We start from the raw sequence: 25,492 nt of genomic DNA, 5'->3' as shown, positions 1-25,492 counted from the left end.
GGTCACTCCCCCTGGTCGACGACCGCGACGACGACGTGCGGCCGGTGGTTGTCGTGCCCGGTCAGGGCGGTGTGCAGGGCCTCGTGGTCGTGCCCGTCGACGGTGGTGGCGGTCCAGCCGTTGACGGTGAACCGCGCCGCGGCGCCCCCCGGCCAGCCGTGCGTGGCGGAGCCGTTGTCGATCACGATCGCGGTCAGGCTGGCCAGCCCGGTCGCCCCCGCGTACGCGATCGCCTCGTGGTTGGAGCCCTCGTCCAGCTCGGCGTCGCCGAGCAGCACGTGGACCCGGGGCGTCAGCAGGCCCTGGGCGCGCAGCCCGAGCGCGGTGCCCACGCCGAGCCCGAGCCCGTGGCCCAGCGAGCCGGAGCCGATCTCCACGCCGGGCACCAGCATCCGGTCGGGGTGGTCGCCGAGCCGGCTGTCGGGCCCGCCCTGGTCGTCCAGCCACTCGGCGGGGACGAACCCCTTCGCGGCGAGCACGGCGTAGTAGCCGGCGACGGCGTGCCCCTTGGAGAGCAGGAACCGGTCCCGCCCGGGGTCGTCGACGGTCTCCGGGGTGATCCGGAGGATCCGGTCGTAGAGCACCCAGAGCACGTCGACGGTGGAGCGGACGTTCGGGCCGAACTCCCGGCCCGCGCGGATCCGCTCGTACAGCGGCGCGACGGGTCCTGGCAGCGGCGGGGCGCTCGGGTCACGGGGTGGCGCGGCGCTCGGGTCACGGGGTGGCGCGGCGACCGGGGCCGCGCTGGCGGTGGTCGTTGTCATGCCGCTAGCCTGCAAGTTGAAGTCCCCTTCAACTCAAGGCGACGTGATGCACGAGTCTCTGACCATCGGCCAGCTCTCCAGCCGCAGCGGCGTGGCGCCCTCGGCGTTGCGCTACTACGAGCGGCTCGGGCTGATCCGGGCGGAGCGGACGGGCGGCAACCAGCGCCGCTACGCCCGCACGGAGCTGCGCCGGGTGGCGTTCGTCCGGATCTCCCAGCAGGTCGGCATCTCGCTGGAGGAGATCCGGGAGGCGCTGGACTCCCTGCCGGCGTCCCGCACGCCCACCGCGGAGGACTGGGCGCGGCTCTCGGCCACCTGGCGGGAGCGGCTGAACGAGAAGATCCGGCTGATGACCAAGCTCCGCGACGACCTCGACGGCTGCATCGGCTGCGGCTGCCTGTCCCTGCAACGCTGCACGCTGAACAATCCCGGCGACTCGCTCGCCGGCGAGGGCCCCGGCGCCCGCCTCGTGCTCCCCCGCGCGGCGGAGGAGTCGACGCCGGCGCCCTGACCAGGGCATCCCCGTCGAGGGAGAGCGCCCGCCCACGGCGGACCCGCCTCAGCCGGTGGTGAGCAGCACCTTGCCGACGTGGTCGCTCGACTCGACCAGGCGGTGCGCCCGCGCTGCCTCGGTCATCGGCACCCGCCGGTCCACGACCGGCCGGACCGCCCCCGACTCGACCAGCGGCCACACCTCCTCGCGGACGCCGCGCACGATCTCCGCCTTCTCCGCCAGCGGCCGGGACCGCAGCGCGGTGGCCGCGATCGTGCCCCGCTTGGCCAGCAGCGCCCCGAGATCCAGCTCGCCCTTGCGGCCACCCTGCATGCCGATCACCACCAGCCGGCCGCCGGTGGCCAGCGCCGCCACGTTCCGGGGCAGGTAGGCGGCGCCCATGATGTCGAGGATGACGTCGGCGCCCCGACCGCCGGTGACCCGCCGGACCTCCTCGACGAAGTCCTGCTCCCGGTAGTCGATCGTGTGCGTCGCGCCCAGCTCACGCAGCCGCTCGTGCTTGCCCGACCGGGCGGTGACCGCCACGGTGGCGCCGAGCGCGACCGCGAGCTGGACCGCGAAGGTGCCGATCCCGCTGCCGCCGCCGTGCAGCAACAGCGTCTCGCCCTTGCCGAGCCGGCCCACCTGCACGACGTTGGACCAGACCGTGCAGGCGACCTCGGGCAGCGCCGCCGCGTCGACCAGGTCGACGCCGGCCGGCACCGGCAGCAGCTGCCCGGCCGGCACCGCCACCCGCTCCGCGTAACCGCCGCCGGCCAGCAGCGCGCAGACCTTCCGGCCCACCTCCCAGCCGGCCACGTCGGGGCCGATCGCGCTGATCACCCCGGAGCACTCCAGCCCGGGGTACGCGGGCGCGCCCGGCGGCGGCGGATAGTGCCCCTGCCGTTGCAGCAGGTCGGCCCGGTTGACCGCGCTGGCCCGCACGTCGACGACCACCTCGCCCGGCCCGGGCTCGGGATCGGGCACCTCGCTCCAGACCAGTGCGTCGGGTCCGCCGGGCTCCGGGATCGTCATCGCGCGCATGTTCCGTGTCTACCCCACCCGTCCGTCGGTCCACGCCCGGGTCAGGATCTCGTCCACCGTCTGCGCCGGGGTCAGTGCGGAGGTGTCCAGCCAGAGCCCGATCCGGGGCGTCTCCGCCCGGAAGTCCGCGTCCAGCGCGGCGACCGGCCAGTCCCCGTACCCCTTCTTCTCCCGCGCGTCCTCGCGGGCGGCGACGACCTCGGGGCTCGGCGCGAGCACCACGACCGCCAGCGGCCGGTGCCGGATCCGGTCGACCATCGCCGGCAGCTCCGCGCCGAGGACCACGTCCTGCACCACCACGGTGAAGCCGGCGGCGGCGTACCGGTCCGCCGCCGACGCGGCGAGGTCGTAGCGCAGCCGCAGCTGCCGCCACGCCTCCACCGACGGCTCGGCGGTCATCTCCTCCCGGCCGCTGACCAACATCCGCCGGAACACGTCGCCGCGCAGGTGCACCGCGCGGGGCAGCCGCCGGGCCAGCGATTCGGCCACAGTGGACTTTCCGGCCGCCATGATTCCGCTGATCAGCACCACCGACGGGATCTCCCACACGCCGCCGATCATCCCAGTGCGGGTGCGGTGCCCGCTCGCCCGGCGCGGGTCCGTGGCAGACTAGGCACGGTCGCGCACCTCACGGGGGCGTGGTCCGGGAGGGTTCGCCTAGTGGCCGATGGCGCTGGTCTTGAAAACCGGTAGGGCAGCGATGTCCTCGTGGGTTCGAATCCCACACCCTCCGCATCCCGAGCAGCGGAAATGCCCCTGACCAGCGCGAATGCCGGCCAGGGGGCATTTTATGGCTCGCGAATCAGTCTCACTTCGTCCCGTTGGGGTTCGTCGCGTCTCACTGGTCGTGTCGTATGCGTGTCGGCGCTACCCGGCCTCTCCGGTGCCCAACGCCCCCTCGATGCGCTTCCGGGCCGCTTCGTCCTGGCCGTCGATGCACGAGGCGTAGACCTTCAGCAGCACGTGCACGCTGTGCCCGGCCCACTGGGCTACCTGCGTCGCCGGTACGCCAGCGTTGAGCCACAGCGACACGGCGGCGTGCCGCAGGTCGTACGGCCGGTGCGCCAGCGGTGACCGCTGCTGCGTGGGCGTCAACGCTGTCTCCCGGGCCTGCCGCCAGGCTCGCAGGTAGGTGCTTTTCGACACCGGGGCCGCCCTGGCGCCAGCGGCGTGGAACATTCGACCGTTGGCGTTCCGGCAGTGCTCCTGTCGGTGGTGCCGCAGGATGCGAACCAGCTCGGGGCACGCCGGTACGTCGCGGGTCGCCTTCTTCGCTCGGTGCTTGAGTTCCCGGTCTTCCAGCGACGTCCCGCCGTCGCTCCAGTCCTCCCCAACCTGCTGCGTCGAGCCGCTGAGGTGCAACCAGCCCCAACCGTCGTCGGGTAGCTCGCATTCGTCGGCGCGTAGGTGGATCACCTCGGACGGGCGTAGGGCAGCGAAGTACATGCAGGCGAAGAAGCCTTCCAAGTGCGGGTCGCGCTGCCGTACCGCCGTGAGCAGTGACCGGGCCTGCTCTGGGTTCACCACCACCTTCCGGTCGACCTGGTCGGTGTTCTTCGGCGCTCGCCACTGAATGAAGTCCATCGGATGCGCGTCGAGATACCGCAGTTCGACGGCGTACTTCAAGGCGCTGTAGAGGACTGCGCGCTTCCTCGCCACGGTGTTGGCGGCGGCCGGGCCACCGTCAATTCGAGTGGTCAACAGGTCGAGCGCCTTCCGCATGGTCGCCGGATTGGCTACTTCCGACAGAGGTAGCGTGTTCGCCTTGAGCCATCGAACAACCGGCGCGATATTGTCCGGCGGCGTCTCCTTGTCGCGGTCTCGCTGCTGCTTGTTGAAGACCCATGTGTAAAGAGCGTGGCGTGTCTTCGCTTCGTCGGGCGCGCCACGCGACGTGGCGAGCAGGGCGGGCGTGACCGTGGTGAGCGCGTCGGCAATGCTCTTGCGCTGAGTCGCGGCGGCACGCGGCCACTTCATGTCCACGAACGCCTTGGCCAGGTCGTACCAACTCCGGCTGTTCAGTTCCCGGGCCATCGGTTCAGGTAGCCCGGTCTTTTCATCGAACGCCGTTCCTTCGCGCTGTGCCACGACCAGCTTCGACCGAAAGCTCTCGGCGAGTGCCCGGGTTGCAAACGTGTGCCGGAAGGGCTTATCAGCGACCTTCCACCGGACCGTATAGGACTTCTTCTTGCCGGCCAATTCGTTCGTCAGGATCGCGTGAATTCGTACGCTGTAACTGCTCAAGCGGCCTCCTCATGATCGTTGAGCCAGGCGTCGAGGTCGCGGCGACGGACGTACAGGCTGCCGTTGGGGTACTTGATCGTTCGGGGTGCGCGGCCGGTGGCCTTCCAGCGGAAGAAGGTCGAGCGGGGCACGCGCAGCTCGTCCAGGACTTCGGCGAGGGTGAGCAGGTTCCCGGTCGTGGTGCGTCGGGTGGTCATTGGCGGGTGTCCTCCCTCGGGGTGGCGTCGAGGTAGATGCGGTGCCAGGTGGACGGCGGTCGGTCGGGGTAGGGCCGGCTGGCCCGGCGAATGGTGAGTACGTAGGCGAGTGCGGCGAGGGTGGCGGCGGTTTCGGCGTGGGTGCCGTGCAGCCTGATTCGCATGCTGGCGGCCTCTCGGGTCTCGGGCGGGTCCGCTGGTGGGTCCGGGGTTCGGTTCGGCAGGAGGACGTAGGGCGACTCGCTGAGAGCGCCGTAGAGGCAAGATCTCGGCCTGGTTGGTGTTAGCCCATGCACAGATTCGTCTCTGTGGCTCTCAGCAGGCCGGCCTCCGGGAAGTCGGCGTGCGGCGCGACGTGTGCGTGCTGCGCCGGGCGGGGTCGGGGCGGCAGGATGTGCTGATGAGCTATGAGATCTTCGATCCGTTCGAGGGCGCGCCGGACACCGTTGAGGTGACGGGATGGCTGGAGGGGCAGGGATGGTCGGAGTTCCTAGGGGTCGGTGATGAGGATTCGGTTCTGCGTGTTCGGTCGTTTCGGCGGACGGTCGATGGGCGGGATGAGTTCATCGTCGATGTGTGGGACGTGGTGCAGGGGTCTCCGTGGGTCAAGGTCGACAACTTCGGGGACTTGATGGACTTGTTGGCGCGGTGGGCTCCGGCGGTTCAGGCGGCTGCCATGGTGGCGGCGGTGGATGACTTGCGCTCCTACGGCCTTGACAAGGACGGCCTCGCCGAGTTGGTGGCGGCGAAGGTCGCGTTTGGCGCGTCGGACGCTCTGCCGGCGCTTCAGCGTCACGAGCAGGAGCAGGCGGCGCACCGCCGGCAGGTCGCGGCGCAGCGCAAGGCGGCCCGGGAGGCGACCACGCGGCCCTCGTCGTAGTCGGGCTGAGCGGCGTGGGTTCAGCCCTTCTCGTTTGCGAGCGGGGCTGAACCAACTCGGCAACTCGGCAACTCGGCAAACGTGCTGTTGACCTGCGGAAACGTGTGCCGAGTTGGCTCCGGTTGGCAGCTCGGCAACTCGGCAAACGGGGTTCAACTCGGCATGATCATGCCGAGTTGCCGAGTTGAACTTTTGTCGATGACTTCAACTCGGCAGGGTGTTTTCCCAGCTTGGAGGCCGGTTGTGCCGAGTTGCCGAGTTGCCGAGTTGGTTCAGCGGTTTTCAGTCGTCGCGGTGTTCGGCCCAGTAGACGGCGCGGCCTCGTTCGTTGGTGCCGGTCCGTACGACGTACTGGCCGCGCCACCGCCCGGACTGCCCGGTCAAGAGTTTGCCGAGATGCAGCGGGTTGGGCAGGCGGCCGGCGTCGGTGGTGATGAACTGCCCGTCCCACGGGTCGTGCATGTCGCTGCCGAAGTGCGTCGGTTCGGCGTCGCGGCGCAGCTCGGCGGCGGTCATCGGTCGGTCGCCGTGGCGTTCGTGCCAGGTAGCGAGGAACGCCCCCCACCGTTGTTCACCCTGGTCGATCTCACGCACATCGGCGGCGTTGGCGAGGAACCCGTCGATGTCGTGGTGGGCGAGGAACCCACCGAGGTACTGCGCCCACGGCGTGAACTGCCGCATCGACACCCCCGTAACGCGCGGGGCTCCCTGGCGGGTCCAGTCGAGCACGAGCACGAGCAGGTGCCACAGGACGATCAGTTGGTTGGCCGGGTTGGTGATCCACTGGTCGAGATGCGGAATGCCGAACCCGGACTGGTCGCGCAGCTCGGGACGAGGCATGTCCGGGTCGAGGTGCACGCGCACGGTGCGACTGGCCATGTCGCCGCCGACTTGCAAATTGTTGCCGGTGGCCATCCACAGGCGGTCGTTGGCGGTGGCGATGTTGCGGGACGCGCCCAACTGGCGGTCGGACCATTCTCCGGCGGTGACGAGTAGCGCGAGGGTGGGCGAGTCGATGACGGTGCCCTCGGCCAGGTTGTCCCAGATGACAACGCCGACCTGTTCGGCGAACACGGCCGTGATGGACTTTCGTAGTTCCTCTTCGGCATAGGCCCAGGGCATGACGCGCTGGCCGTAGAGCATGCCGGGACCGGCAGTGAGGATCGATTTGCCGGATGACGGCATGGTGGCGTCGATCAGCGCGAACGGGGTTAGGGAGCGGGTGAAGTGCCGCAGGATTGGCGTGGCCAGCAGTGCAATGTAGTTCGCCCGGTCGGCGGCGCTGGCCCAGGGGAAGTCGCGCAGGAACCGGCCGAGCAGGAATCGCCGCGCCTCGGCCACCTGCTCGGCGGTGGGCGCGTCCGGCACGGGGGGCAGCGCCACCTTTGAGGCGAGGTAGAACCCGGTGGCCGGGTCGTAGCCGGGGGCCTGCAACAGGGTGCCGTCGCGGCGCAGCACCGGGGCGCCGATAATCCCGCGCAGACCGGGCACGCCAGGCCACGTCTTGCCGGCCAGCACCGACGCCAGCACCTCCCGCGACGGGGTGGCCTCTTCCTCGTAGGTGGTCGGGTTGCCTTGCTCGTCCTTGCGGGACTTGATCCGGTAGACGTAGGCGTGCTCGGCGAGTAGCCCGGCCAACCTGGCGGCGGTGATCGTGCTCGCGCTGACCGGGAGCGGGGAATCCTCGTCGGCGGCGGCGGCCACCCCGCCGGAGATGGCCTCCATGTGCACCAGCGACCCACCCGACACGTACGTGTCGGGTAGCAGCCCGGCTACCAGGGCAGATTTCAGTGCGCGGATGCTCTCCGGTCCGGTGCCGATCTGCAACCGCTCGGTCATGCTGCCTCCCGGATGTCGCGCAGGTAGCGGGGCCGCCGCGCGCCGGCTCGCAGGCCGGAGGCGATCGTGCGCGCCACCTCACGCGCCGACAGCCCTGTGGACAGGGCGGCGGGTTCCAGCACGGCGTACACGTCGACATCGGTGAGCGCGCCGCCAGCGACCAGCTCACCGAGCACCGCCGCGCTGATGAACAGCACGTTGTTCCGCTCCCCCTTTGGGGCGGAGGTCAGGTGGTCGACCTGCCGGCGGATCGCGGCGGCGACGTAGCGGCCGTGCCGGTCAGGCGGCAGCGTCAGCGCGGCGGGCCGGTGGGTCTGCCGCGGGGTGGGGGCGAGCAGCGTGGCGACCCATGCGGGCAGCGGCGCGGGCTCGCAGTCCAACACCGCCTCATAGGGGCGTCCGTTGACGGTCGAGCCGGCGGCAACGACGTAGCCGCCGTGCGCGCGGGTGTCCACCTTCCAGCCCAACCCGCCTCGGTCGCCGGTGGTGTTGCGCAGCTCCGGCCCGCCTTCGGGGTGCTGGTAGTACAGGTGGCTGCCGCCGCTGGCCGTGGACACCGTGTACGTGGCGTCGATCCCGCCGCGCGGCGGCGCGTCGGGGCCGAACCCGTCGAGCGGGTCGATCGGTGTGCCGTGGCGGGCGGCGAGGGTGGCGAACACGTCGAGGCCGTCACACGCTCCGGCCCACTCCGGCGGCGGGGTGTCGTCGGGGTGCTTGGGCACGTCCAGGTCGACCACCACCAGACCGGACGGGCCGCACGCGAGGCCGACGCCGTAGGGGCGCGTCGACCACGCTCGGCGGATGCGGTCCGGGTCGGTGGTGGCGCGCTGCTCCCACCCGGTGTGGCCGGCGCGGCAGCGCGGGTCGCGGCCGGCGCAGTCGTCGGCGGTGTGGTCGGGGAACGCGGGCCGCTTGTCGTCGGGGCGCAGCGGGAACACGTGCCAGCCGCGCGCGGCGTGGGCGAGGGCGGCGGCCAGCAGCGGCGAAAGGTCGGGCATGACGGTCCTTCCTGGCAGCGGCGTGCCGGTGGCCAGCGCCGCACGGGCGCTGGCCACCGGAGGTGAGCGCGCGAAGCGCGCCGGTCAGGGGTTTCGGGTCAGGTGAAGCACGCGCCGTTGTCGCACAGCGCGTCATCGTCGGCGGGGTCGAAGCCGGGCAGCATGTCTTGCGCCGTGGCGACGGCGGCGGACAGCGGCCGGTTGAAGCGGGTGAGGTAGACGGGGTCTTTGCCGAGCGCGGCCCGCCGGGCGTTGAGCAGGTTTTCCAGGTCGCATGCCCGGTTGAACAGGTCGGGTCGGTCGCGGCGGGTTTCGGCCCACGTGGCGGGCCGCCGGAACGGGCAGAACCAACACGCGGACTTGGGCGGCACGGGCAGGCCGGCGGCGGTGATGATGCGGGCGCAGTCGTGGCGGCGCAGCGGCGGCGCGTGGTCGAGCAGCGGGTAGACGGTGCGCTCGTAGGGTTCGGAGCGGCGGTTGTTGACGCGCTCGATCTCGTCCAGGCTGATGCCCACCCCGACCGTGGCCGGGTGCTGGGCGCTCGCGCCGTGGGCTTTGAGCCACCGGCCGATGACCTTGATTTTGAAGTCGGCCGTACACGAGCGGGTGCCGGGTGCGCCGTTCGACATCCGCACCGGAATCGGCAGCGACCGCGAGCCGGGCGGGTCAGCCTGCCGTACAGCGTCTCCCGGGTGCCGTCGCGGCGCTCGCGGTGCAGCTCGTGGAGCTGGATGCCGTGCCGCGCCGCGTACGGCTTGGCGTGCCGTTCCAGGTAGTCCAGGGTGGTCGGGTCTTCGGAGTCGTTGCCGACGTTGGCGAACAGGAACACTGGGAAGTCGATCCGGCCCGTGGCCGCGAGGACCAGGGCAGCGGTGGACTGCACCCCGCCGCCGTAGGAGAACACCCTCACGCCGCACCCCCGGAGAGCAGGTCGGGGAACGGCAGCACGGTCCCGCCGTCACCGCTGACTGAGCGCGTCGGTCGTCCGGTCCGCCAGGTGGGGGTGACGTTCAGGCGCAGGTAGAGCCGGACGCGGCCGGCGTCGGCACCGGTCAGCGGCCGGTGCGGCCCGCGCCACGCGACGTGGCCGGCGACGGCCAGAGCGCGCGCGGCGGCGTCGAGTTCGGCCGGCGTGCCGGTCAACCACACCTCCAAGCCGGACAACGGCGCGTCACGCCTTGAGGGCCGGTCGCCGTAGCCGCCGGCCATCAGACGCCCTCGGGCGGAAAACACACCGGGCAGGCCAGCGCACCGAGGTGGTCGGCCCACCCGGCGGAGTACTCCGCCCAGCCCCGGCCCGCGTGCGGGTCGGCGGGGTCGGGGGTGGGCTGGCAAGCCGGGCCGATCACCCACCGCCGGTCGGGGGTGAACACCGGCCGACCGCCGGTCGGCGGGTTGCCCTCGGCACCGATGCTGTGGTGGGCGGCCTTGTGCGCCAGCACGCCCGGGGCGAGCTGGACGGGCGCGCAGACGATGATGGCGGCGCGCTGGCCGTTGGTGAAGCGCGCCCCGGTGGCTGTCGTGGTCACGGTGTCTCCCTCGCGGGTGGTCATCGGGTGCCCTGGCGGCGCAGCCGGCGGAAGTGGTTGAAGACGCGGCGGCCGATCCGCAGCCGCAGTCCGGTGCCGGAGCAGCGGCGGCAGTCGGGCCGCCCCCGCAGCGCGCGGGGATTGACCGCGCGACGGCGCAGCCGCTGCCACCAGGTCGGCGGCGCGGTGCCAGAGCCCTTGCAGCGGTGACAGGCAGTGAACGGCTTGACGTAACACGCCCCGGCGTAACCGATAGCGACGATAAGGGCAATTCCGGCGAACAGGACTTTGGACATTTCGGGTGCGTTTGCGCTGGTAGCGGCCATGACGGGGGTCACTGGATGCTCCAAAAAGGGGGGTTACCGGCGGTAGGCGGCAGGGGCCGCTACCGCTACCGGTGAAGATCGGTGCTGGTAGGGCGGGTAGCGGGTCGGGTAGCGGTGCCGCTACCCCTGTTCGGTCCGCTACCCGCCGCGCTACCGGCTGTCAGCCGGCGTCGCCGTCGCGTTGTTCGGCGGCGGCGGTGATGTCGGCGAGGTACGCGCCCTTGCGGGTCGCACCGCCGGACTTCACGTTGCGTGACTCGACGCCCTTGCCGCGCACGAGCGCGGACAGGGCTTCCGGGGTGAGCGCGGAGTACGCCTCGGGGAACCGGTCGGCCAGCCGTCCGGCGAGGGTGTCCCAGTGCTGGCCGCGCTCGGCTGGCACCCACACCGCCCGGAGGTCGTCCAGCACATCTCGGGCGGCGGGCAGGTCGGCCGGGCCGGTGATCCCGCCGCGCAGCGCCACGCCGCGGGCGCAGATCTTCTCCACCGCCGCCCGGTCGAGGTACGCGGCGCGCACGGAGGTCATCGGCCCGTAGCCGACCCGCACGCCCCATCCGGCGTCCACGCCGATCTCGAACTGCGTCGGCCGGGCACCTTGGCGGTACGCCCCGGTGCCCAACGCCAGGTCGGTTTCGACGTGCGACGGCACGGCCAGGCACGTGCGCAGCGCGACGTTGGACGTGACGCCCTTGGGCAGCGACTGCGCGTCGATGCGCTGCGTCATCAGCACCAGGTGGATGCCCAGCGCCCGGCCGCGCTTGATGATGCTGGTCATCGCGGCGGTGGCGGACTTGCCGATCTCCGGGTCGGTGATGAGTTCCTGCACCTCGTCGATCGCGGCGACGATCGGCCGCAGCCGGGCGTCCTTGGCGGCGATGGCCCGGTTGAGCTTGTTCTCGCTGTTCATGCCCTGCGTGGCGTAGTGCTTGATGCGCGGGCCGCGCACGTCGCACTCCTTGAGCAGCCACATCAGCATCCGGTAGGCGTTGGCCTTGGTTGCCTCGTCGGCGCCGGAGCCGAACAGCTCGGTCGCGCACAGCGGTTCGAACGCGTCGAAGTCACCGCGCCCGGCCAGGTCGAACACCGCGAACTGCACCAGCGGGTCCAGCGCCATGCCGGCCATGACCACCCGCGCCGACAGGCTCTTGCCGGAGCCGGGGAAGCCGGCGAACAGGCTGTTGCGCTCGTCCATCCGGTACTCCACCGGTCGCATGCGGGGGTCGAACCCGTACACGAACGGCTTGAAGTAGTCCGTCTGCCCGCCGCGCAGCAGCGGCCACGGGGGCTGCTTCATCGCCGACACGGGCCGGTCGGCCACCCACAGGGCCAGCCGTGACGGGTGCTCCCGGGGCATGACCTCCGGCCACACCTGATCCATCGGCAGGCGCAGCCCACCGGCCAACTGGTCGCGCTTCTCCACCACGTCCACGGCGATCACGCCGTCGGGCAGGTCCACGATCGCGAGGTAGCCGGGGCCGTCGCGGCGGATCTCGCCCACCCCGGCCGGGAACACGATGTCCTCCGGCCGCTTGACCAGGCCGGTGGCCATGATGCCCTTGCGGGTCAACTCCGCGGTGAGCTTCCGGTACGCCGGGCGGACCACGGTGCGGGCCAGGATCGGCTTATCGAGGGGCCGCCCGTAGCGGGCCAGCCCGACCAGGCCAGCGGCCAGGATCGGGGCATGCACCCACCACGGCGTGATGTCCGAGGCGAGCACCACACCGCCGGCACCGGTGGCCAGGGTGCCCGCGCCGGTGACCCACCACCGCCACGACGCCTGCCGCATCCGGTGCCGGTCCAGGTCCAGCCACGTCTTCGGGTCGTTGCGGTTCGCCGCGTCCTGCCGCAGGTGCCAATTCCCCGTCTCGGCGCTGGTCCACCCGAGCACCCGCGAGGCCAGCCGCGCCGCGCCCTTCGGCGCGTACCAGGCGACCTTGCCCAGGTAGACCGGCGAGAGCACCACGTGCGTGCCAGCGTGGTAACCGGCCGCGCCGACCGCGCGGCGCAGCATCTCGCGGCGCTGGTAGCGGTCGGTCAACCACAGCGGCAGCACCGGCCCGGACCGCCGGTCCAACAGCTCGGCCAGATCGGGGCGGCGCTCCGGCGGGTCCACCGGCCCACCGAGGGTGGCCGGCTCCGGGGTGACGGTTTCGGCGTCGGCCGCGTCGGCGGCGGCAAGGCCCTGCGCGGCGGCGGCCCGGTCCGCGCGCCGCTGCGCCAGATCCACGATCCCGGTGACCATGGCATCACGCGAGCAGTGGAGGATGCGCTCTGCGCGGCGGAGCGCCGTGCCGTCGAGACTGCCAGGCCAACGCCGTACGGGCGGGAGGTCATAGTGGCCGCGCGGCAGGCCGGGATGCCGGTCGCAGTGGTTAGCAACAACTCGGCCGGCGCAGTGACCGCCTACCTGACAGCGCACCGGCTGGCCGCACACGTCTCCCCAGTGGTTGGCCGGGCGTACGTTGAGCCAGCACGCATGAAGCCCAACCCGGAACCGATCCTGCAAGCCGTGAGAGCGCTCGGCGAAGAGCCGGACCGCTGTGTCCTCGTCGGCGATTCGCTGTCGGACATCGAGGGGGCGCGGGCCGCCGGGGCGCGGGTGATCGGCTACGCGAATCGGCCACCCAAGGTCAAGGCGTTCTGGGCCGCTGGCGCGGACGTGGTCGTCACCAGCATGGGAGCCATCGCAGGTGCTCTCGTCGAGCGGTCTGGTAGCTGAGGAGCGGGCCTCCGGCCGCGGCGACTCAGCCTACTCAGCGTTGAGGGCTCGCCCGAGGACGAGCCCTCAACGCCTATTTTACGCGCCGTAGGTGACCCTTGATCGGAGGAGTCAACTGGCCTTGACCGGAGATTGGCGCGACCGCGAGGCCGAAAACTAGCTCGTCTAGCGTTCGTTCATACACGCACAACTCTTCCGCGATCCGCCGCAATGTCCAGCCGTCTTCACGCGCCGCGCGAAACAACTGCTCAAGCAGCATCGACTTCTCCGGATGCATGCCGTCGGGCTCGGACGTGCGGTATCCGCGCTGCGATAGGGCGACCAGCCATTGCCGTCTGGTCCATTCGCTAATGAGTTGGAGCTGAAACAGTCTTTCGACCATTGCGAGCGCCGAGACTTTCCAATACTTCTTGAGAGTGAAGACATCCTCAAGGCGGGGAGTTCCCCTGATCTGGGAGTACAGTGCATCAGCCGGAACGAGGAAGCTGGAGGCAAAGTCGTTAGCTTCTTGCTCCAACTGCCGCGAGCGGCTCTTATTCTCATGTGGATGCAACACAAGGTGACCCAGCTCGTGAGCTAGGTCAAAGCGCATGCGTTCGGCGCTCTTCGTTGTATTAATGAATACAAACGGGCGACCCTCTCTCGTAAAGGAGAATGCGTCAATCTCCCTGTCGTTCATTGGAAGTGAAAATACTCGCACCCCTCTCTTCTCAAGGAGTGCGAGCATATTTTTCACTGGCCGTTCATGAATTCCCCACGTTGACCTGACGTCTTCCGCTGCCAGGGTAGGGACTAAGCCCGGGGTTTCCCCCAGATCAGGTAAGTCCGGCGCAGGTGTTCCGTATCGGGCATCGATCCAATGACCAAACTCGACAGCCAAGGAACTGACCGCCAAGATGCGGTGAACCTGGCGAGAAGTCATCGAGGAGAGCGCACGGAAGCTAACCCAGTGTTCCGGCACTTCTGGGATGTCGTCGGCAAAGAAGAACTGCTCCGGGAAGTCGAGCACCTTCGAGATCAGGCCCACTGGGGGATGATCCACATCGCCTGACTCCCACGCGGTAACAGCCCTTCGGCTTACTGCACATAGTTCAGCAAAGGCCTGCTTTGTTAGCCCCCTCCGTTCCCGAGCGGCAGCCAGACGAGTTGGGTTGAATGGTTTCCCTTCATGCTGGTCGAGTGACCAAAGTGTCGCCGTCATCATCGTCCTCGTCTGGCTGCACGGGCGCGATAGCCCCAGAGATCGCAACTGGTTCCATGAGAATTCGCTCAATCCAACTGCCGACAAACCCATCATCGTCGACCTCGGTTGCCAGCGAGACCTCAATCCTTATCTCGTCATCAGTAGGATGAACGAGCAGGAACCAGGTTTGACACGCTTCGTCCGGGGGAAGCGTCGCAGCAAACTCAGGGATTTCAAGATCTAGAGCCAACTGGCCCATGATGACGTTACGGTCGATTCTTTGCTTGGTCTTTGGTCCGCGTTTCCGCTTCAGCTTGGGATGGCGCGTCTCGTCCTTGCCGGTGTAGCGGTCGGCGGCAACGACAGCGAAGGCTAGGCGTCGCTCTTCGGAATACACCGTCTCATAATTACCGGTGTAGCCGATCTGCCAGCCCTGACGGGTCTTGACCAACTCCCGACGCAGTCCGGCAAGCGTTTCACCCCACATTGTGACGCCGGCGAAATTCCGAGGGTAGTAATTGGATCTAACGCGCTGCCGCGCATCATCGCCGTTCTTGATGCTGCGATGAATCTGCTCGACAGTTAGGCCCAACTCCCGCAGCCGAGCATCAGCTTGAGAGGGGGGCACTATCTTGCAGCGGCTGGGGCCGCTCGCAGGGGGATGCCCTGCTGAGGGGTGGAGTGACATCACGCCTCCATCTGATCAACTTCCTCATACCGTACCTCACCTGAGGCGAGAAAAGAGGAAGGAGTGCGGCGTGTCGTAGCAACAAGCCATGGGAAGGATGTCCATTGAGAGAGGTTAGGTCCGGGTTCGTTCCTGCTCTCATGAGGAGATGCCCGCCTCTGCTGCTGGCCCGGCGACGGCGGTCCGATGGGACGACGGACACGCCCGCTTCCGCCTCAGTTGTCGTCTCGTTCGACCGCGCTCAAGGTAGCTCGGCTAGGCAAGAGCCGCGCCTGCGGCTGTGCCTGTGGGTAACGGGGGGCTTTGCCTCGGTTCACAGTGCGGCGCACATGCAACTGCACCACCGGCGCTTGCCCGTTCGCATATTGGTAGAGCGGGCAAGACGCTTTAAAGCTACCTAAGGGCGCAAATCGGGCTACGCTGTGGGCAGGGCATGTGAGGCGGCTCTAGAAAATGTCAGAGGGTCGTGTCATGGTTGACACAGGCGGTTAAGGGAGGTAGAAGCATGTCCCCCGCGATCCGTGTCCGGCATACCGAAGCCCCAGTCCCTAACGCTTGCCGTTGGTGTGGCGTTCCTGAGCGTGAGCATGCCCGCCGTTGGGCACCGTCCAAGCAGTGGCACGCTTGGGAGGTTCCAACGTCAGCACAGCGCAGGGCTCGGATGCTAAGTAGGCGTTCCCGAGCCTCAGCTCAACTATCCAGCGCCGCCAGGTCCTCTAGGTCCGAAAAGATCGACAGAATCTCCTGAGGGATCTCCTCGCGGCTCTTGAGTCGCGAAACCAACTCATACACCATTGCAGTCTTCCTGCTCGGTCCTTCTTCGCTTCCTTCCTTAAACATGGTCAAGAGTTCGTCGGAGAATTTTTTCTTGCTCCGCAGGCCCTCTACATCGCCCGCAGACCAGGACTCACCGTCATTCCGAGGCCAGGCGGCGTTGGCAACGCTAGCCCACTGCTCGTCGGTGAAGACGAATTCCAGTTCTTTGTCAGGCTCGCCGATCAAATGCAGATGTTTCTTAGGGTCAAGTCCAGCCGCCACCAGCCTAGCGTCTGAAAAATACTTCGTCTTGCGGCTATCTGCGTCGACTACGAGAGCTACCTGGCGGCCATTCTTCGCGAGGTGGCCGGCGAATAGCAACGCCCCGTCGTTATTGTTGCAACCGACGATCACGATACCAGCCGATTGAAGAGATCGGCCGGTCGCGAGGCGAAAGAGAATCGGCATTGCCTGCTGTTCACTCGGACCTTCCACCCCGACGAAACACCGCTCATGCAATAGCACCGTGTTCCGGAGGCCAAGCGCCGCCGCGATATCTGCGAGATGGTGGTTGTTCTTCTCGTCGTCGGATTCGTCGAGCAGCCGCTCCATGGTGGTGCGTTCGTCGACCAACTTCAGATGAATGATGTCATCTACCGCAGCGCCGTCGATCAAGTTCATAGAGTGAGTTGCGACCACCATCCCGACGCCAGCAAGTTGGCATTGCTCCCGAATCAGCTTCATCACTCGGCGCTGCTGCAAGTAGTCGAGGTGAGTATCCGGCTCATCGTATGCAATCACGATGTCCGGGATCGTCGGCGGTCCATCATTGCTCGCAAGTACCCGGCCACGAAGAACGTCGCTGGTCCATTCCCAGATTGCAAGGCTGATGCGGCGCGCACGGCCAGCACCAGAGGATGCGATGCTTACCTCTTCTCCGTCTACCTTGGCCAGCCTCAAGCGAGTTGCCCGTAAACCGTGGTTGAAGGAGATGTCTGGGTCAACCTCTACAACTACTAGGTCCGGACATCGAGCCTGGATGTGGTTTACAAGCCCCACTGCGTCTGCGCGAACACGACTTCTCAGTTCATCCTCTAGTTCCTGAACTCGGCCGCGAAGATCCTCATCGTCAAGGTGTGACTTGTAACTGTTCGCCAGTGCCGCTTTCACGGCCAGCTCGGCCGAGGTGGCGTCACCGAAACGCAGAAGTCTTGGCATAGCAGCAACGACTTCCGCCGAGGCGTTCGCCCATGCGACGACCTGCGGTTGAGAAGAAGCGTAATCGGCTACAGCCGCGTGGATCTCAGGTTTTAACGCGTTGGAGCGAATCGGGATGCTGTGCTCTGCGGCCAACTGCTTCAATTGCGCGACATTTTTCCTGTCGAGATCGCGAAGATTTGGATCCGCAGGTACAGTTGCCTCGATTTCAAGTGCGGTAAGCCCCGCTGAATCGGCCGTGCGACGGATGCGGACTTCATTGGAAAGACCAAGGGAGGACTGTTCTTCGCTTGTCAACAAGAAGAATCCCTCGACGGACGTGCTGCTCACCCGCGCTTCTCGGTCCTCACCGGACTCGGGGTTCAAGAGCGGGTCGCCAGGTCCAGCCGAAATGCTCGCAAACGTCCGATCTTCGTCGGTGACTTGCCGTACGCCTAGCAGGAATGCGAGCGCATCGAGGCATGCCGTCTTCCCACTGTCGTTATGCCCGGCAAGGATGGTGGGGCGCCGGATAGGAATGGGGCCAACATCGCCCAGGCTGCGGAAGCCACGCACGGTCATGGATGCGAGTCGCATCCGCACCTCCTCGGATCCCACCATCGATTAGCCGCTGGCCGTGAACTTGACCCTTGCCCGGGTCGAGCGCAACGGCCCAGATGCCGTCTGTCTACACAGGCATCCCGACTCTAGGGCCTCTCGCTGTCTGCCTCTACCACCCGGGCGCTAGAGGACATAGTGACCCGTTCGGGGGGAGACAGCGTAGCGGCCTCAGGGGCCCCGGCGTTGCGACGCGCCGCAGCGCTGCCCTACGTGATGCGAGGGGAAATCCGCAGGGCGGCGAGGTGGTGGCAGGGCATCTCAGTTGCGGTCGCCTTCACCACGATCCGTGGGCGCAGGCCGCATTTGTCAGCGACCGCCATACCTGCCCGGAGGTCGGTCTTGGGCCGTCTCAGTTGTCGTCTCGTTCGGCCACGTCCAAGGTGATCGGTGACGTTTGGTCCTGCGCCGGCGTCGCTGCCTCGTACGGCCGCGGGGCTCGGCGATCGCGAGACGACAGACTTGGAAGGCGTGTGGGTCACATTTTTATGACCGAGGCACCCCGCATTCCAGCGGCTCCCATGTCGCCCAGGCTCATGTCGCGTCCGTGTCGCAGAGGGGGCGATGGCTCGCATATCAGCAGGTCAGCCGCGTGAGCTTCGTGGTCTTGAAAACCGGTAAGGGCAGCGATGTCCTTCGTGGGTTCGAATCCCACACCCTCCGCTCTCCCACACAGCAAACCGCCATCAGACCAGCGCGAACGCCGGTCGGAGGGGCGGTCGGTGTGGGGTCCGGGTCAGGCGATGAGCAGGCGAAGGCCGAGCTCCGCCGCCTCCAGACCGACGAGGTCGCGGTTGCGTTCCGCCCACCGACCCGAGGCGAGGTCGTCGCGGAGGCTGTGCACCGCCCGCTGCTCGGCGTCCGGCCCGACTCTGGCCCAGACCGACACCCCGCGACGGACGCCCTCGTCCAGGTACGCCTCCGGCCGGCGCCAGTGGGCCTCGAAGAAGCCGTCGACGCAGTCCCACGGGATCGGCACCGGCTCCACGCGGGCTCCGATCGCGCCGGCCAGCTCGGTCAGCGAAGGCCGGCCGACAACGAGGTCCGCGGCCTCGGGAAGGTAGTCGCGGGTGAGCCAGAACCGACGAAGCCATCCGGCATCACTGGTGTCGTGCGTGAACACCACCACCCGGCGAGCGACGCGCCGCATCTCGCGCAGGCCCGCGATCGGGTCCTGCCAGTGATGGATGCTGGCGAAGGCCATCGCCGCGTCGAAGGACCGGTCCTCGAACGGGAGGCTCTCCGCGGTGGCGGCCACGCACGGCGCCGCGCCCGCGGGGCGCTGCGCACGCATGAGCGCCGACGGTTCCACCGCGGTGACCTCACGGTCGGCGGGCTCGTAGGAGCCGGTGCCAGCCCCGACGTTCAACACCGTCCGCGCGTCGCCGAGCGCAGCCCAGACCCGTGCGGCGATCCGCGGCTCGGTGCGCCGCGTCACGGTGTAAGTGGCTCCGATGGTGTCGTACAACTGCGTACCGGACATGTCGCCGCCTCCCTGGGTCTCACCAGCCCCACGCCCGCGCACGGGGCCTGGCGTCGCTGCCCCGGAGAGTAGGTCACGTTTTCGATTGCGGCTCGCGTCAGCCCGGAGCGCTTTCATCTCGACTTCGGGTACTGCTTCGCCACGTCCCCGGACAGCACGGCTAGGCCGTGCTCCGGTCGAAGAGGTCGGCCGTCGCAAGGTCGAACAGGCTGTGTACGCGAAGGATGCCCTCGGGCGCCGCGGCCCCGTACGTCTGCTGCCGGTCCAGCCAGCATCCCCGTAATCCCGCGGCGGCGGCGGCCAAGGCATCGCCCTGAAGATCGTCACCGACGTACAGAACCTCGGAGGGTTCCCAGCCCATCCGCTCGCAGGCGCCGAGGAAGCTTGTGGGATTTGGCTTCGAAGCACCGACGTCGGAGGGCGTGAACAGCGGTGGCGTCGAGGGGAGACGGAGCGAGGCCAGTTTAGCTTCCTGCTGCGCGCGATCGCCGTTGCTCAACACCGCCACACCGGCGGGTGCCCCGCCGAGGAAACGCATCACCTCGGGGACGTCGCCATACGCTGCCCAGGAATTCTCGTAGTGGCGCAGGTAGATCGTGAAGAGGTCATCGGCTTGGTCGTCGCTCACGGCTCCGGTGTCTCGTCCACAGGCGGACAGCACACCGCGGAGCCTGGCCCGCCGTTGTTCCTGGAAGGTCATTGTTCTGTCCAAGTACGCCCGCATGTGGATGGCCTCAAGCCGCTGCCACTCTGTGTGAGCCTCGTACCGCGCCTCCTCGTCGAGGTCGGGAAGCCATTGCAGGCAGGCGGCGAGGAATGCCTTCTCCGCGGCACCCTTGTGGTCCAGCAGAGTGCCGTCTAGGTCCAGCAGGACGGCTTTCACCCGCATCGTCATCACACGACTCTCTGGAAGTCGACCGCTGTCCGCACGACGCTCACGGTATCGCGGGTCATGGTCCATGGATTTCCCCGTAGCCGGACCCAGGGCATCACCGACCACTCGGCCGGAAGCGATGGCAGTTCGGCGTCCCGCGTACGGCCGGTCCTCAGCCGTTGCGGGATCATGGCGTCGCCGAAGTCCGTCATGTCGCGTTCCAGGACGGGCTGCGCCTTGGTCGACTCCCGTCCCATAGGGGAACGTGTCGCACGGCGGTGCCCCAGGTGCCGATGCAATCAAACGTATTGACGTCGCTCGACATGATCGTCCGGATGCAGAATACTGCTCGGGTAGTAGGGGCAGTTCATGCCATCACGGGAGGACTACTCATGAAGCGATTTGCGTCAGCGCTGATCGTCGCCGCGGCACTCGTGGTCGCGGCCACCGGCGTCCCCGCCACAGCATCCGCAGCCACCAGACCCGCATCCGTCACCGCCGAATCGGTCCGGGTGGCCGCTCCCCCGAGCCGCGACGCGGGCGGCATTCTCGTAACCGCGCCTCCGGCGCCCAGCGACATGGGCGTCGCCGCGACTCCCACGATCTCGCCATCCGTCAGCACTCTGGGCGTGGCGCCGGGGGACACCTACACCTGTCCCTATGGCTACTTCTGTGCGCAGGTCTGGGCCGGCTTCGTCTGGAAGGTCTTCTTCCTCTACGACTGCCAGATCTACGACCTGTACAACTGGACGGGTACGGGCTACTGGCGGAACAACCAGACCAGCAGCGCTCCTAACCCGTACCTCCTCGGCTCCTCAGGCATTCCGATCCGGGTCCTCGCGAAGAGCCCGTCCTCGGGTTCCGCCGACTGGGACCCGGTCTACTCCATCTCGCCCTGCTACTGACCCTGGCCAGGTGGCGTGAGTTCGGTCAGGGACGACGAGGTCGAGTCGCTTTGTCCCATGGCCTAGGCGACGATTGAGCGAGTGGTTCGAATCCCACATTCTCCGCCCGCGAGCAGTAGAACGCCCCCTGACCCGCGCAACGCCGGTCAGGGGGCTGCGCGCAACGGCGTGCGCCTGTTCAATGAGCGGCTTGCCAAGGCGTCCGAGCAGCTTGGATCGGAGAAGGCAGCCGTACGTCTCGCCGGGCTGTACGCGATGGCTGGCCCGAGTGGCGACCGGGACGAGGCGGGCCTGACTCGCCCGCGGTCCGAGCCCCGGACGCCGCTGAGGTAGCCGCCGACCGGGTCGTCGAGGGCCTCGGCCGGGGCGCGGCGGTCGGGACCGGACACCGGGCGTTCCCGGTTCGTTCGCGGGCGTCGAGGGGGTAAGAAGGGGCGGAGGACAACCGCTCACCGGAAGGACCGACCCGATGACCCTGGAACGACCGATCGCCCCGGACCCGTACGAGCTGCTGCCGACCGTTCCGTCGTTCACCCTGACCAGCGAGGACGTGCAGAACGGCGAGCCGATGGACGCCGCGTACGCCCACGGCAGCGTCGGGGGCGGCAACGTCTCGCCGCAGCTCGCCTGGTCCGGCTTCCCGGCCGAGACCAAGGGTTTCGTGGTGACCTGCTTCGACCCGGACGCGCCGACGGGCAGCGGGTTCTGGCACTGGGTGCTGGTCAACGTGCCGGCCGACGTGACGCGGCTGCCGCGCGGCGCGGCCGGGGACGACCTCGGCGGCGCCTTCACGGTCCGCAACGACTACGGCGACCAGGGCTACGGCGGCGCCGCCCCACCGGCCGGCGACCGGCCGCACCGCTACGTCTTCGCGGTGCACGCCCTGGACGTGGAGGGCCTCGACGTGACCCCCGACGCCACCCCCGCCTACGTCGGCTTCAACCTGGCCTTCCACACCCTGGCCCGGGCCGTGATCCGCCCGACCTACCAGGTCAAGGAGTAACTCGGAACCGGTCCGGCCTCTCCGCGATCTTGCACTTGTCGCCCCGGCGGAAGCGGTGACCGCCGCGGCGCGGGGGCCGAGAGTGCAAGATCGCGGATGGGACGGGCCGAAAGGGTCAGGAGGGGACGCGCGCCACCGCGAAGACCGACTGGCCGAACGGGGGGAGGACGCGCTGTTCCGCCGCCTTGGTGGCGGGAAGCACGAGGGTGTCGTAGACCTTGACCATCGGGCCCTCCTTCGGCATCAGCCGGAAGACCTTGGTCGCCATGAAGTAGCCGATCAGGCCGAGCGCGTTCGCGTAGTGGATCTTCTCCACCGTCAGGCCCGCGTCGGTCATCGCGGCGCCCAGGGTCTTCTTCGTGTAGCGGCGTACGTGGCCGGTGGCGATGTCCGCCGGGCTCATCGCGAACTGGAACGCCGGCACGATGATGATGACGTTGCCGCCCGGCCGGACCAGGTCGCGCATGCTGCGCAGCGCGCCCACGTGGTCCTCGATGTGCTCCAGCACGTTGTACGACACGGCGGCGCTGTAGTCGCCCCGGTCGGAGTGCGGCAGCAGCATCTGCCGGACCTCGATGCGGGGCTGGTCGGCCAGCCGCTCCTTCAGCGAGACGAGCCGGTCCGGGTCGGCCTCGGTGGCGGTGAAGCGGGGCAGGTGCTCCGCCCACTCCAGCGCGTAGTCGCCGAGCCCGCTGCCGATCTCGATCGGGTCGTCACCGAGGTACGGCAGGGCCAGCTCGACGAACCAGCGACGGTGGTTCACCGCCGTCGCGAGGCCCTCCAGGACCTCGGACTGCACACGCTGATCCCCAGTGATTTCTGCCATGCGTCGATTCCTCACGATATGAACTCGACCCGCGCCTGGACCGACAGAGTGAATCATCCGCACTGGCGGCAGAAGAATCGGGGCACCCGTGGTGGCCGAAATGCGGTCGGGGGTGGGCACGTGATCGGCGGTCGGCGAACCCGGCACATGGTACGCCAGTACCCCGAAACATGTCACGGCGGCGTCATAGCCTGACTACTCTACGAATCGTCATGACTACTCCTGAATCGGGCCTCCCCGCCGGCGACCCGGGGCCCGGTGCGTCGGCGGGCGCGCCCGACCGGGGCGTACGGCCCTGGAAGGGGTGGTGGACCGACGTCGCCGCGGTGGCGAGCTTCGTCGCGCTCGGCTTCTGGGTGACCGCGCGGCTCTGGCTGCGCCCGTCGCACGGGATTCGCGACAACCGGACGGACCAGTCGCAGTTCGAGTGGATGATGGCGCACGGCGCGCGCGTGGTGACCGATTTTGTTGATCCATTCACGTCGGACCGGATGAACGTGCCGGAGACCGTCAATCTCATGGCAAATACGTCCGTATTATCCGTATCTCTGCCAATGACGCCCGTCACGCTCCTGCTCGGTACCCGCGCGTCGTTTCTGCTCTTTCTCACCCTGGGCATGATCGCCACGGCGACGGCCTGGTACCTGCTGCTGTCCCGGGTGGTGGTCGGCGCCCGCGGGCCCGCCTGGCTCGGCGCGGCGTTCTGCGCGTACGCCCCGGCGATGATCTCGCACGCCAACGCGCACCCCAACATCGTCTCGCAGTACGTGGTGCCCCTGATCGTCTGGCGCACCCTGCGGCTCGCCGAGCCGGGGCGCTGGCTGCGCAACGGGTTGCTGCTCGCGCTGGTCATCGTCTGGCAGGCCTTCATCAACCTCGAGGTGCTGCTGATGACCGCCATCGGGCTGGGCGTGGTGGTCGGGGCGCTCGCCCTCGGCCGGCCCGAGCTGCGCCGCCGGGCCCGGCCGTTCCTCGCGGGCCTGGCGGTGGCCGCCGCCGTGGCGCTGGTGGCGCTCGCGTACCCGCTCTACGTCCAGTTCTTCGGCCCGGGCGCCTACAACGGCCTGTCCCGGCTGATCCGGGGCTACTCGACGGACCTCGCGTCGTTCGTGGCGTACTCGCGCGAGTCCCTGGCCGGCGACGCCCGCAGCGCGCAGGGGCTGGCGAAGAACCCCACCGAGGAGAACGCCTTCTTCGGCTGGCCGCTGGTGGTGCTCGTCGTCGCCCTGGTCTGGTGGCTGCGCCGGCACGTCGTCGTACGCGGCCTCGCCGCCCTCGCGCTCCTCTTCGGCCTGCTCTCCCTCGGGCGGGAGGTGCAGCTGGGCGGCAGGGGGACCGGGATACCCGGCCCGTGGGCGGCGTTGGAGGGCCTGCCCGTCCTGCACTCGGTGGTGCCGACCCGGTGGGCCCTGGCGATCACCCCGATCGTCGGGGTGCTGCTCGCCTACGGGGCGGACCACGTGCGCGCCCTGGCCGCGCGGCACCCGCGGGCGCGCCCGCAGATCCGCTTCGCCACCGCCACGGTGCTGGCCATGGCCCTGCTGCCGATCCTGCCGACCCCGCTGCCCACCACCCGGCTGGACCCCGTGCCCGCCTTCGTCACGTCGGGCGCCTGGCGGGCGTACGCGGACGGCGGGCGGAGCATCGTGACCCTGCCGCTGCCCGACACCCACTACGCCGATCCGCTGCGCTGGTCGGCGCGGACCGGCCTGGACATGCCCATCGCCCGCGGCTACTTCCTCGGGCCGGACACCCGTCCCGGCCGGGACCGGGTCGCCCTGTTCTCCGCGCCGCCCCGCCCCACCAGCGAGTTCTTCGCCGAGATCCGGCGGACCGGCGCGGTGCCGCCGATCACACCGCAGGCACGGGTCGACGCGGTCGGGGACCTGCGGTACTGGCGGGCGGGCGCGGTCGTCCTCGGGCCGCACCGGCAGGCCGACGCGCTGCGCCGGGGCATGACCGAGCTGACCGGGATCCGCCCCACGTACACCGGAGGGGTCTGGCTCTGGGACGTCCGCCCGCTCGCCGACTGACGGCCGGGGCCGGTCAGGCCTGGCGGACGCAGCAGCCCTGGCAGATCTTGGGCTTGGGGAGGGTGAACGCGAGGCAGCAGGTGCGCCGCTGCACGGTCGGCTCGCCGTTCGGGCCCGGGACCAGCTCCACCAGGTCGGCGAGGTCGAGCGCGCCGAGCAGCGTCTCGATCGTCTCGACCGACGAGCCGGGCAGGCCGTCGGCGGCCCGGAGGATGCCGTGGGCGATGCCCGAGGCCACCGAACCGAGCAGGGTGCGCGCGCCGATCCGGACCTCGGCCTGGATCGCGGCGACCATCGGGGCCAGGTGGGCGTCGAGCAGCGAGGCCCGGAGCGCCTGGAGCAGTTCCGCCTCGTCCGCGACGACCCGCACCTCGGGCAGCCCGGCGAGCGCCAGCGGGTCGCTCGGCAGCACCGCGACGGTGGTCGAGCGGCGCAGGCCCATGGTGAGCAGCGGTCGGTGGTCCTCGAAGTGGATCAGCACGTCGGCCGGGTCGAGCAGCGGCACCCGTCGGGCCGAGGCCCAGCCGAGCGCCACGGGCAGCGCCGTCCAGTAGCTGTACGACTTCCAGGCCAGCGCGGCGCAGGCGTGCGGGGTGCCGCCCCAGCGCGAGCTGGCCGAGCGCAGGAACTCCGGCAGGAGGGTGCCGTCGACCAGGGTGGTCGCCGGGCTCCAGCCGAGCTCGTCGCGGACCAGCAGGCCGGGCGCGAGGCCGGGCACGTCGTCGGTGCCGAACATCGCGCGCAGGGCGGCGGTGACCGGCGCCAGCGGCGCGGCGGCGACGTCCCGCTCCGGCAGCACCGCTGTCACTCGACCCACCCCGCTCCGTCATCGCCGTCGGCGGGCAACCCGCCCGTCGCTGAGCTAAGGCTAGCCTAACCACAGCTCGCGGGCT

The 25,492-nt window shown here is 69.1% G+C and carries 24 protein-coding genes, 1 tRNA gene and 2 pseudogenes; 7 read left to right on the top strand and 20 right to left on the bottom strand.

From position 1 onward, the window contains the following. Positions 1–2 precede the first annotated feature (2 nt). Positions 3–764: a transketolase gene (locus tag AB0G08_RS12390; RefSeq protein ID WP_358086584.1), complete on the bottom strand. Its 762-nt coding sequence runs from the start codon at positions 762–764 to the stop codon at positions 3–5. 46 nt (positions 765–810) lie between these two features. Here AB0G08_RS12390 and soxR point away from each other — a divergent pair, with 46 nt between their 5' ends. Beyond that, entirely contained in the window at positions 811–1,275 is a 465-nt protein-coding gene (soxR, locus tag AB0G08_RS12385; protein WP_358086582.1) for a redox-sensitive transcriptional activator SoxR, read from the top strand. Between the two features lie 48 nt (positions 1,276–1,323). Here the strand turns inward: soxR and AB0G08_RS12380 are convergent, their stop codons facing one another. Together AB0G08_RS12380 and AB0G08_RS12375 are read right to left on the bottom strand one after the other, a co-directional pair. Next, positions 1,324–2,301: an NAD(P)H-quinone oxidoreductase gene (locus tag AB0G08_RS12380; RefSeq protein ID WP_358086580.1), complete on the bottom strand. Its 978-nt coding sequence runs from the start codon at positions 2,299–2,301 to the stop codon at positions 1,324–1,326. Between the two features lie 9 nt (positions 2,302–2,310). Continuing rightward, entirely contained in the window at positions 2,311–2,850 is a 540-nt protein-coding gene (locus AB0G08_RS12375; protein WP_358086578.1) for an AAA family ATPase, read from the bottom strand. Positions 2,851–2,947: 97 nt separating this feature from the next. On the opposite strand from AB0G08_RS12375, the gene AB0G08_RS12370 reads away from it, so the two are divergent. Further along, positions 2,948–3,034, top strand: a tRNA-Ser gene (locus tag AB0G08_RS12370). Between the two features lie 134 nt (positions 3,035–3,168). Here AB0G08_RS12370 and AB0G08_RS12365 read toward each other — a convergent pair. From AB0G08_RS12365 to AB0G08_RS12355, 3 genes are read right to left on the bottom strand one after another with little or no spacing between them, the layout of a single operon-like run. Further along, positions 3,169–4,545: a tyrosine-type recombinase/integrase gene (locus AB0G08_RS12365; protein WP_358086577.1), complete on the bottom strand. Its 1,377-nt coding sequence runs from the start codon at positions 4,543–4,545 to the stop codon at positions 3,169–3,171. Beyond that, entirely contained in the window at positions 4,542–4,742 is a 201-nt protein-coding gene (locus tag AB0G08_RS12360; protein WP_358086575.1) for a helix-turn-helix domain-containing protein, read from the bottom strand. The genes AB0G08_RS12365 and AB0G08_RS12360 overlap by 4 nt, the downstream gene beginning before the upstream one ends. Next, the gene (locus AB0G08_RS12355) at positions 4,739–4,906 is read right to left on the bottom strand and encodes a hypothetical protein (RefSeq protein WP_358086573.1); all 168 of its coding nucleotides are present in this window, start codon (positions 4,904–4,906) and stop codon (positions 4,739–4,741) included. Before AB0G08_RS12355 ends, AB0G08_RS12360 begins: the two co-directional genes overlap by 4 nt. A gap of 236 nt (positions 4,907–5,142) precedes the next feature. Between AB0G08_RS12355 and AB0G08_RS12350 the strand changes: the two genes are divergently transcribed. Continuing rightward, positions 5,143–5,622: a hypothetical protein gene (locus AB0G08_RS12350; protein WP_358086571.1), complete on the top strand. Its 480-nt coding sequence runs from the start codon at positions 5,143–5,145 to the stop codon at positions 5,620–5,622. A 282-nt stretch (positions 5,623–5,904) separates the two neighbouring features. Here the strand turns inward: AB0G08_RS12350 and AB0G08_RS12345 are convergent, their stop codons facing one another. The 7 genes from AB0G08_RS12345 to AB0G08_RS12315 form a co-directional block, all read right to left on the bottom strand. Further along, positions 5,905–7,461 (bottom strand): hypothetical protein, encoded by a 1,557-nt coding sequence (locus AB0G08_RS12345; RefSeq protein WP_358086570.1) that lies wholly within the window; start codon positions 7,459–7,461, stop codon positions 5,905–5,907. Next, on the bottom strand, positions 7,458–8,459 hold the full coding sequence (locus tag AB0G08_RS12340; RefSeq protein ID WP_358086568.1) for a bifunctional DNA primase/polymerase: 1,002 nt from the start codon (positions 8,457–8,459) through the stop codon (positions 7,458–7,460). The genes AB0G08_RS12345 and AB0G08_RS12340 overlap by 4 nt, the downstream gene beginning before the upstream one ends. Before the next feature lie 98 nt (positions 8,460–8,557). Next, the gene (locus AB0G08_RS12335) at positions 8,558–9,088 is read right to left on the bottom strand and encodes a hypothetical protein (RefSeq protein ID WP_358086566.1); all 531 of its coding nucleotides are present in this window, start codon (positions 9,086–9,088) and stop codon (positions 8,558–8,560) included. Positions 9,089–9,365: 277 nt separating this feature from the next. Beyond that, positions 9,366–9,668 (bottom strand): hypothetical protein, encoded by a 303-nt coding sequence (locus AB0G08_RS12330; RefSeq protein ID WP_358086564.1) that lies wholly within the window; start codon positions 9,666–9,668, stop codon positions 9,366–9,368. Further along, positions 9,668–9,988 (bottom strand): hypothetical protein, encoded by a 321-nt coding sequence (locus AB0G08_RS12325; protein WP_358086562.1) that lies wholly within the window; start codon positions 9,986–9,988, stop codon positions 9,668–9,670. Before AB0G08_RS12325 ends, AB0G08_RS12330 begins: the two co-directional genes overlap by 1 nt. A 20-nt stretch (positions 9,989–10,008) precedes the next feature. Continuing rightward, positions 10,009–10,326, bottom strand: coding sequence for a hypothetical protein (locus AB0G08_RS12320; protein ID WP_358086560.1), 318 nt, complete (start codon positions 10,324–10,326; stop codon positions 10,009–10,011). 148 nt (positions 10,327–10,474) lie between these two features. Then, on the bottom strand, positions 10,475–12,556 hold the full coding sequence (locus AB0G08_RS12315) for an FtsK/SpoIIIE domain-containing protein (protein ID WP_358086558.1): 2,082 nt from the start codon (positions 12,554–12,556) through the stop codon (positions 10,475–10,477). A 3-nt stretch (positions 12,557–12,559) separates the two neighbouring features. On the opposite strand from AB0G08_RS12315, the pseudogene AB0G08_RS12310 reads away from it, so the two are divergent. Further along, positions 12,560–13,033, top strand: a pseudogene (locus AB0G08_RS12310) (HAD family phosphatase); the annotation flags it as partial. Between the two features lie 73 nt (positions 13,034–13,106). On the opposite strand, the gene AB0G08_RS12305 reads toward AB0G08_RS12310, so the two are convergent. The 5 genes and pseudogenes from AB0G08_RS12305 to AB0G08_RS12285 form a co-directional block, all read right to left on the bottom strand. Continuing rightward, complete coding sequence (locus AB0G08_RS12305) at positions 13,107–14,234, bottom strand: ImmA/IrrE family metallo-endopeptidase (protein ID WP_358086556.1); 1,128 nt, start codon at positions 14,232–14,234, stop codon at positions 13,107–13,109. After that, positions 14,200–14,808 (bottom strand): hypothetical protein, encoded by a 609-nt coding sequence (locus tag AB0G08_RS12300; RefSeq protein WP_358086554.1) that lies wholly within the window; start codon positions 14,806–14,808, stop codon positions 14,200–14,202. The genes AB0G08_RS12305 and AB0G08_RS12300 overlap by 35 nt, the downstream gene beginning before the upstream one ends. A 786-nt stretch (positions 14,809–15,594) precedes the next feature. Further along, entirely contained in the window at positions 15,595–17,454 is a 1,860-nt protein-coding gene (locus AB0G08_RS12295; protein ID WP_358086552.1) for a TOPRIM nucleotidyl transferase/hydrolase domain-containing protein, read from the bottom strand. 757 nt (positions 17,455–18,211) lie between these two features. Next, positions 18,212–18,958: pseudogene (locus AB0G08_RS12290) on the bottom strand (class I SAM-dependent methyltransferase); the annotation flags it as partial. Between the two features lie 160 nt (positions 18,959–19,118). Further along, the gene (locus AB0G08_RS12285; RefSeq protein ID WP_358086550.1) at positions 19,119–19,853 is read right to left on the bottom strand and encodes an HAD-IA family hydrolase; all 735 of its coding nucleotides are present in this window, start codon (positions 19,851–19,853) and stop codon (positions 19,119–19,121) included. Between the two features lie 608 nt (positions 19,854–20,461). On the opposite strand from AB0G08_RS12285, the gene AB0G08_RS12280 reads away from it, so the two are divergent. Together AB0G08_RS12280 and AB0G08_RS12275 are read left to right on the top strand one after the other, a co-directional pair. Then, on the top strand, positions 20,462–20,737 hold the full coding sequence (locus AB0G08_RS12280; RefSeq protein WP_358086548.1) for a hypothetical protein: 276 nt from the start codon (positions 20,462–20,464) through the stop codon (positions 20,735–20,737). 469 nt (positions 20,738–21,206) lie between these two features. Continuing rightward, positions 21,207–21,740 (top strand): YbhB/YbcL family Raf kinase inhibitor-like protein, encoded by a 534-nt coding sequence (locus AB0G08_RS12275; RefSeq protein ID WP_357874804.1) that lies wholly within the window; start codon positions 21,207–21,209, stop codon positions 21,738–21,740. 115 nt (positions 21,741–21,855) lie between these two features. Here the strand turns inward: AB0G08_RS12275 and AB0G08_RS12270 are convergent, their stop codons facing one another. After that, entirely contained in the window at positions 21,856–22,566 is a 711-nt protein-coding gene (locus AB0G08_RS12270) for a class I SAM-dependent methyltransferase (protein ID WP_358086546.1), read from the bottom strand. A gap of 212 nt (positions 22,567–22,778) precedes the next feature. Between AB0G08_RS12270 and AB0G08_RS12265 the strand changes: the two genes are divergently transcribed. Further along, positions 22,779–24,599, top strand: coding sequence for a hypothetical protein (locus tag AB0G08_RS12265; protein WP_358086544.1), 1,821 nt, complete (start codon positions 22,779–22,781; stop codon positions 24,597–24,599). A 13-nt stretch (positions 24,600–24,612) separates the two neighbouring features. Here the strand turns inward: AB0G08_RS12265 and AB0G08_RS12260 are convergent, their stop codons facing one another. After that, positions 24,613–25,395, bottom strand: coding sequence for an IucA/IucC family C-terminal-domain containing protein (locus AB0G08_RS12260; RefSeq protein ID WP_358086675.1), 783 nt, complete (start codon positions 25,393–25,395; stop codon positions 24,613–24,615). Positions 25,396–25,492: the final 97 nt, after the last annotated feature.

It is taken from the genome of Micromonospora sp. NPDC023644, from assembly GCF_040640115.1.
Lineage (GTDB): Bacteria > Actinomycetota > Actinomycetes > Mycobacteriales > Micromonosporaceae > Micromonospora.
This window is presented reverse-complemented; position numbering and strand designations above follow the sequence as displayed.

Excerpts from the sequence above, each read along its gene's own strand:
- AB0G08_RS12390 (WP_358086584.1), bottom strand. The coding sequence starts at position 764 with ATGACAACGACCACCGCCAGCGCGGCCCCGGTCGCCGCGCCACCCCGT.
- soxR (WP_358086582.1), top strand. The coding sequence starts at position 811 with ATGCACGAGTCTCTGACCATCGGCCAGCTCTCCAGCCGCAGCGGCGTG.
- AB0G08_RS12380 (WP_358086580.1), bottom strand. The coding sequence starts at position 2,301 with ATGCGCGCGATGACGATCCCGGAGCCCGGCGGACCCGACGCACTGGTC.
- AB0G08_RS12360 (WP_358086575.1), bottom strand. The coding sequence starts at position 4,742 with ATGACCACCCGACGCACCACGACCGGGAACCTGCTCACCCTCGCCGAA.
- AB0G08_RS12355 (WP_358086573.1), bottom strand. The coding sequence starts at position 4,906 with ATGCGAATCAGGCTGCACGGCACCCACGCCGAAACCGCCGCCACCCTC.
- AB0G08_RS12350 (WP_358086571.1), top strand. The coding sequence starts at position 5,143 with ATGAGCTATGAGATCTTCGATCCGTTCGAGGGCGCGCCGGACACCGTT.
- AB0G08_RS12345 (WP_358086570.1), bottom strand. The coding sequence starts at position 7,461 with ATGACCGAGCGGTTGCAGATCGGCACCGGACCGGAGAGCATCCGCGCA.
- AB0G08_RS12340 (WP_358086568.1), bottom strand. The coding sequence starts at position 8,459 with ATGCCCGACCTTTCGCCGCTGCTGGCCGCCGCCCTCGCCCACGCCGCG.
- AB0G08_RS12335 (WP_358086566.1), bottom strand. The coding sequence starts at position 9,088 with ATGTCGAACGGCGCACCCGGCACCCGCTCGTGTACGGCCGACTTCAAA.
- AB0G08_RS12330 (WP_358086564.1), bottom strand. The coding sequence starts at position 9,668 with ATGGCCGGCGGCTACGGCGACCGGCCCTCAAGGCGTGACGCGCCGTTG.
- AB0G08_RS12315 (WP_358086558.1), bottom strand. The coding sequence starts at position 12,556 with ATGGTCACCGGGATCGTGGATCTGGCGCAGCGGCGCGCGGACCGGGCC.
- AB0G08_RS12305 (WP_358086556.1), bottom strand. The coding sequence starts at position 14,234 with ATGACGGCGACACTTTGGTCACTCGACCAGCATGAAGGGAAACCATTC.
- AB0G08_RS12295 (WP_358086552.1), bottom strand. The coding sequence starts at position 17,454 with ATGCGACTCGCATCCATGACCGTGCGTGGCTTCCGCAGCCTGGGCGAT.
- AB0G08_RS12285 (WP_358086550.1), bottom strand. The coding sequence starts at position 19,853 with ATGACGATGCGGGTGAAAGCCGTCCTGCTGGACCTAGACGGCACTCTG.
- AB0G08_RS12275 (WP_357874804.1), top strand. The coding sequence starts at position 21,207 with ATGACCCTGGAACGACCGATCGCCCCGGACCCGTACGAGCTGCTGCCG.
- AB0G08_RS12270 (WP_358086546.1), bottom strand. The coding sequence starts at position 22,566 with ATGGCAGAAATCACTGGGGATCAGCGTGTGCAGTCCGAGGTCCTGGAG.
- AB0G08_RS12265 (WP_358086544.1), top strand. The coding sequence starts at position 22,779 with ATGACTACTCCTGAATCGGGCCTCCCCGCCGGCGACCCGGGGCCCGGT.